7 protein-coding genes and 1 pseudogene are annotated in these 5,279 nt (G+C 65.9%); 7 read left to right on the plus strand and 1 reads right to left on the minus strand.

Annotated features, from left to right (window positions below; translation table 11 throughout):
* The 7 genes and pseudogenes from ACZK5N_RS14720 to ACZK5N_RS14750 form a co-directional block, all read left to right on the plus strand.
* On the plus strand, positions 1-147 hold a 147-nt coding region (locus ACZK5N_RS14720; RefSeq protein WP_463625224.1), incomplete at its 5' end, for a DAK2 domain-containing protein.
* A gap of 49 nt (positions 148-196) precedes the next feature.
* On the plus strand, positions 197-1,192 hold the full coding sequence (gene dhaK / locus ACZK5N_RS14725; RefSeq protein ID WP_068751136.1) for a dihydroxyacetone kinase subunit DhaK: 996 nt from the start codon (positions 197-199) through the stop codon (positions 1,190-1,192).
* Positions 1,193-1,585: 393 nt separating this feature from the next.
* Positions 1,586-2,005 (plus strand): GlcG/HbpS family heme-binding protein, encoded by a 420-nt coding sequence (locus ACZK5N_RS14730; protein WP_068751134.1) that lies wholly within the window; start codon positions 1,586-1,588, stop codon positions 2,003-2,005.
* A 117-nt stretch (positions 2,006-2,122) separates the two neighbouring features.
* Positions 2,123-2,551 (plus strand): annotated as a pseudogene (locus tag ACZK5N_RS14735) (DDE-type integrase/transposase/recombinase); the annotation flags it as partial.
* A gap of 77 nt (positions 2,552-2,628) precedes the next feature.
* Entirely contained in the window at positions 2,629-2,886 is a 258-nt protein-coding gene (locus ACZK5N_RS14740) for a helix-turn-helix domain-containing protein (RefSeq protein ID WP_458996513.1), read from the plus strand.
* Positions 2,887-3,229: 343 nt separating this feature from the next.
* Positions 3,230-3,436 (plus strand): hypothetical protein, encoded by a 207-nt coding sequence (locus tag ACZK5N_RS14745; protein ID WP_068750211.1) that lies wholly within the window; start codon positions 3,230-3,232, stop codon positions 3,434-3,436.
* A 34-nt stretch (positions 3,437-3,470) separates the two neighbouring features.
* Positions 3,471-3,788 (plus strand): transposase, encoded by a 318-nt coding sequence (locus tag ACZK5N_RS14750; protein ID WP_459017669.1) that lies wholly within the window; start codon positions 3,471-3,473, stop codon positions 3,786-3,788.
* On the opposite strand, the gene ACZK5N_RS14755 is transcribed toward ACZK5N_RS14750, so the two are convergent.
* A partial coding sequence (locus ACZK5N_RS14755; RefSeq protein ID WP_463625223.1) for a tyrosine-type recombinase/integrase occupies positions 3,773-5,279 on the minus strand: 1,507 nt, incomplete at its 5' end. The two genes, ACZK5N_RS14750 and ACZK5N_RS14755, sit on opposite strands and share 16 nt — an antisense overlap.

Here is a 5,279-nt window from a genome sequence, read left to right on the forward strand (position 1 = left end):
GTCGCACGCGCCGCCGCCGAAGAGACCGCGAAGCTCGAGGCACATCGTGGCCGCGCGTCCTACACCGGTGAGCGCAGCATCGGCTCCCCCGACCCGGGCGCCATCGCGATGGCAGTGCTCGCCGAGCGCGTCGCCGAGACCTGGTAACGACTCACCCTCCCTCCACCCCCATCCCACACAAGGAAGTGAGAACACAATGAAGAAGTTCATCAACGACCCGAAGGCGTTCGTTCCGGAGATGCTGAAGGGTCTGGCCCTGGCGAACCCTGACACGCTCACGTACGACCCGAAGTACAACCTCATCGTCCGCGCCGATGCGCCCAACAACGACAAGGTCTCCATCATCCAGGGCTCCGGCTCTGGCCACGAGCCCGCACACGTGATGATTGTCGGCAAGGGCATGCTGGACGCCGCCTGCCCCGGTGACGTGTTCGCCGCCCCGCCCACCGATTTCGTCGTCGAGGCCGCACGCCGCGTCAAGAGCGACAAGGGTGTGCTGCTGCTGGTGAACAACTACACCGGCGACAAGATGGCATTCGAAATGGCAGAAGAGCTCGCTGCCGCAGAGGGCATCAAGGTGCGCACCCTCTTCATCGACGACGACGTCGCGGTGAAGGACTCGCTGTATACCATCGGTCGCCGCGGCGTCGCTGGCAACTTCTTCGTCATCAAGGCCGTCGGCGCTGCCGCTGAGGCCGGCAAGGATCTCGACGAGATCGTCCGGATCGGCGAGAAGGTCAACGCCGTCACCCGCACCATGGGCGTGGCGCTCACCGCCTGCACCCCGCCCGCCAAGGGCGAGCCGCTGTTCGAGATCGGCGACGACGAGATCGAAGTCGGCATCGGTATCCACGGTGAGCCCGGCCGTGCACGTCAGAAGTGGGTCCCGGCGAACGAGATCGTCGACCTGCTTCTGGAGCCCATCGTGAGCGACATCCCCTACAGCAGCGGCGATGACGTCGCGCTGATGGTGAACGGTCTCGGTGGCACGCCCATCAGCGAGCTGTACCTTCTGTACGGCATCGCACACGAGAAGCTCGCGGCCCAAGGAATTACCCCAACCCGTAGCTATGTCGGCGAATACTGCACCTCGCTGGACATGGCGGGCGCGTCCATCACGCTTGTCAAGCTTGACGACGAGATCCGCGAACTTCTCGAGGCTCCCGCGGAGATCCCGATCCGCACCTTCTAAGGAGCCCCCCGCTGTGCGGCGCAGGTCACGCTGCGCCGCACAGTCTCACACTGAGCAATCCCCGGGTGGGCCGCGGTTGGCCCTCGACTGTCCACCCGGCGCCGCTCGCACGCACACCATCCCTTGTACCACGCTCAATCCGAGCCCGCGGTTTGACCTCCGCGGACACAGACGTCCGCGGATGGGTGCCCGTGGCCGGCCCGCTCATCGGAGGCGCGCTCGCCACCGGGTTGTCCATCGCACTGCTTCCTGTCATCTGACGGGAACCCCTAGCCCTCGGTCGGTCCACTGTCTTTCAAGTCATGATCGGGACCGTCCGAGGCTCCACCCCAGTCGTCGCTCATGCGACGCCTAACACCCGCAACACCTGACCTTCAATGAAGAGGAGACACCATGTCGAACCCCAAGATTCAGGACACCATCACCCTTGAGGACGCACTCCGCGTCATCGATGCCGCCATCGCGCGCGCTGAGGAGATCGGACAGCCCCAGGACATCGCCGTCGTGGACGCCGGAGGCAACCTCAAGGCACACGTGCGGATGGATACTGCGAACATCGGCAGCATCCACATCGCTATCAATAAGGCGTATACGTCCATTGCCTTCCAGACCCAGACCAAAGACCTCACGGGAGCAACACGCCCGACCGGCGACCTGTACGGTCTCAACGATGCTCACGGCGGCCGCATCGTCGTGTTCCCCGGAGGCATTCCGCTCGTCCGCGACGGTGTCATCGTCGGTGCCATCGGAGTGTCCACCGGCAGTATCGAAGAGGACCAGACAGTAGCCGAGGCCGGAGCCGCCGCACTCTGACCTAGGGCGTGTCTGACAATGTCTTGACCCAGGCGATGACGGCGTTGAGGACGACGGCCGCGCGGCAGACGATGGCGTGTTTGTCGTGAAGCGCCCTGAGAAGGCCGCAGCAGTGGAGACCTGACCGCCCGGTTGATGCGCTCTGCGGGGATCGAGGGCGTGAGGGGTTCGAAGCGGATCAAGACGACGAGGCCGGACCCGGCGTCGGCGCGGCACCCTGATCTGGTGAAGCGGGAGTTCACCGCGACCGCACCGAACCGGCTCTGGGTCACCGACCTGACATTCGTGACGACCTGGACCGGGCGTCGCCTACGTGTGCTTCATCATCGACGCGTTCAGCAGGATGATCGCGGGGTGGCGGGTCGCATCGCACATACGCACCGAGATGGTCCTCAACGCGATCGAGATGGCCCGCTGGTCCCGCGGCGCCCGGCACGAGAATCCGCGGTGTTGCATCGACCGGTTGAACTCGCCCAATTCACCTCGATTCGCTACGGCGAACCCCTCGCAGACATCGGCGCCACGCCCTCGATCGGAACCGTCGGCTGTCGACGACGGTTGAAAACTGAACACTTTCGACGGTGAAAAGTGGACACTCCCACGACGATCGGAGAGTGATCACTATGGAGGATTGGGCCTTGATCAGGAGGCTTGCCGCGGAGGGTGTGCCGAACGCGCGGATCGCGGCGAGGTTGGGGATCTCGAGGACGACGGTGGTCAAGGCGGTCGCCTCCGATGCGCCACCGCGCTATGTGAGGACCCCGACCGGGACCTCGTTCGCGGTGTTCGAGCCCAGGGTGAAGACGCTGCTGGCCGGGTGTCCGGAGATGCCGGCATCGGTGATCGCGGAAAGGGTCGGCTGGACGGGATCGGAGTCGTAGTTCCGGGAGAACGTGGCCCGGCTACGACCGGAGCAGCGGCGCCCGGATCCGGCTGACCGGCTCGTCTGGGACGCCGGGGACGCGGCGCAGTGTGATCTGTGGTTCCCGCCTGCGAGGATCCCTGTCGGGACCGGGACGGGCGTGTTGTTGCCGGTGTTGGTGATGACCGCGGCGTTCTCCCGTTCACGGTCGGCCGGATGATCCCGTCGAAGACGACCGAGGATCTGCTGCTGGGCATGTGGGCACTCCTGCAGGCGTTGGGCAGGGTTCCTCGCGGCTGATCTGGGATAACGAACGCGGTATCGGCCGCGGTGCCTCCAGGGCTGCGGGGGTGGAGTCGTTCATGGGGACCCTCGCGACGAGCCTGGTGCTGCTCAAGGCGAGGGATCCGGAGTCGAAGGGGATCGTGGAACGCCGCAACGGCTGGTTCGAGACGTCGTTCATGCCGGGCCGCGAGTTCAGGCCGCCGGCCGATTTCAACGAGCAGTTCACCGACTGGCTCGGTCAGGCCAACCAGAAGATCGTGCGGACTGAACCGCCCCGGGTTTAGTGGAGGGTCTTGACCGCTTCAGGAGAGTGGAGTCATGCCTGCACCAAGGAAGTACAACGACGAGTTGCGTGAGCGTGCGGTCCGCACGGTCAACGAGACGATCAGGGAGAACCCGGGGATGCCGGCCAAGCGCGCCTGCAACCAGGTGGGCGAGCAGCTGGGGATCCCGGGATCGACGCTGCGGAACTGGCTGCGGGCCCCCGGGCTGGGGGTCGGGTCGTCGGCGGTGGAGACCGATCCGCATGCTCGGCTCGTGCAGCTGGAGAAGGAGAACCGGGAGCTCCGTCGAGCGAACGCGATACTGAGGTCGGCCTCGGCTTATGTGGGTGATCGGTGTCAAGCGGTGGCTTGATCCAGGCGTTCGAGTAGGCCGGTGTAGACCTCGGCGCGGCGGGTTTGGCCTTTGGCGCAGGCGTCGTCTCGTTGGGCTTGCAGGAGGGGGCGGTGCTCGTGGGTGGTGAAGAACATGGGACAGGTCTCGCAGATGGTTTCGTAGCGGCAATCGAGCTCGACGGGCCGGCGGCAGTAGCCGTTGCCGAGTAGGCGTTTGGCTACCTCGGCGTGGAGGGCGGTCATGGCGGGACCAGCGGCGTCGGCGGGTAGCACGGGTGTGGCGGGCGTGGGTTGGGCCTGGTGGTAGAGGGCTTCGATCTTGCTGGTGACCTGGAAGTACTGGTCGGCGACGGTGCGGTCGCCGATGCGGGCATAGACCATGGTCATGGACAGGTCGGTGTGTCCGAGCAGCGCGGCGATGGCTTCCAGACTCATGCCGCGGTTGATGGCTTGGGTGGCAAGGGTGTGTCGCAGTTGGTGGGGATGGACGTGCCCGATCCCGGCCGTGGTGGCTGCTTTCTGGACGGCCTTGTCGACGCGTGTGGGAGGGATCGGCCGGCCGCGTTCGAGCAGGAGCAGGTCACTGGCCTGCCAGGACGGGCGATTGGCGATCCAGCCGTCGATGAGGGTCTTCAGGGCGGGGTCGAGGGGGATGTAGCGGTCGGTGTGAAGTTTCCCGACTGGGGTGCGTAGCCAGTAGCCGGTGCCGATCTGGACAACGGCGTCGATGCGCAGGCCGAGAAGTTCGCCGCGACGCATGCCGGTGCGGGCCAGGATCTGGACCATCAACCGATCCAGTTCGTCGGGCAACCGGGCGGCTGCGGTCATGAACGCTGCGGCGGCGGCGTCGTGGAGGAACTTCGGCAATGGCCTGTCCAGCCGCGGGCGGTCTTCGCGGAAGACCAGGCCCGTGCGGGGCTGGTCTGGGTAGTCCCACTCGGTGATGCGCGTGAAGAAGGTGTGCAGGTGCCCCATGCGCATTCCCAAGGTGGTCCTCGACAGACCGGGTTGGCCGCGGTATCCGGGACGCTGGTCGAGCCATGCGCGGTAGTCCTCGATGTGGCGGCGCTCAAGCTCGGCGATTCTTGTGACGCCGGGGTGACGAGCGGTCAGGAAGGCGGCGAACTGCCGCAGGGTGGTGTTGAACAAGGTCACCGACGACGGCCGTAGCGAGGCGGAGCACTGCTGCAGGTAGCGGCGCATCGTCTGGGCCATCACCGGGACCTGTGCTGTGATCTGGTCCCAGTCGACCTCGGCGGCGGGGCGGTGGTTCCAGATGCGGCGTAGCTCGGCGCGTTCAGCTTGCCCGCGGTGGAACATCACCGCGTCGAGGCCGAACAAGGGCGTCGACAAGGACTTGTGGGGCGGGTTGTCATGCAGCGCTAGGGCAGCGTCGAAGAACGCAGCGCGTGCAGGTTGGTAGGTTGCGGCCGTCAGCTGTTCCGGCGCCAGCCCGGAGACCACGCAGATCCGGGCCAGATGTGACCACATCCGCTGGCATTGTCGAAGG

The sequence above is a fragment of the Tessaracoccus pujii genome (assembly GCF_055326215.1).

What these genes read in the sequence shown, in the direction of transcription:
- dhaK (WP_068751136.1), top strand. Translation starts at nt 197, where the DNA reads ATGAAGAAGTTCATCAACGACCCGAAGGCGTTCGTTCCGGAGATGCTG.
- ACZK5N_RS14730 (WP_068751134.1), top strand. Translation starts at nt 1,586, where the DNA reads ATGTCGAACCCCAAGATTCAGGACACCATCACCCTTGAGGACGCACTC.
- ACZK5N_RS14740 (WP_458996513.1), top strand. Translation starts at nt 2,629, where the DNA reads ATGGAGGATTGGGCCTTGATCAGGAGGCTTGCCGCGGAGGGTGTGCCG.
- ACZK5N_RS14745 (WP_068750211.1), top strand. Translation starts at nt 3,230, where the DNA reads ATGGGGACCCTCGCGACGAGCCTGGTGCTGCTCAAGGCGAGGGATCCG.
- ACZK5N_RS14750 (WP_459017669.1), top strand. Translation starts at nt 3,471, where the DNA reads ATGCCTGCACCAAGGAAGTACAACGACGAGTTGCGTGAGCGTGCGGTC.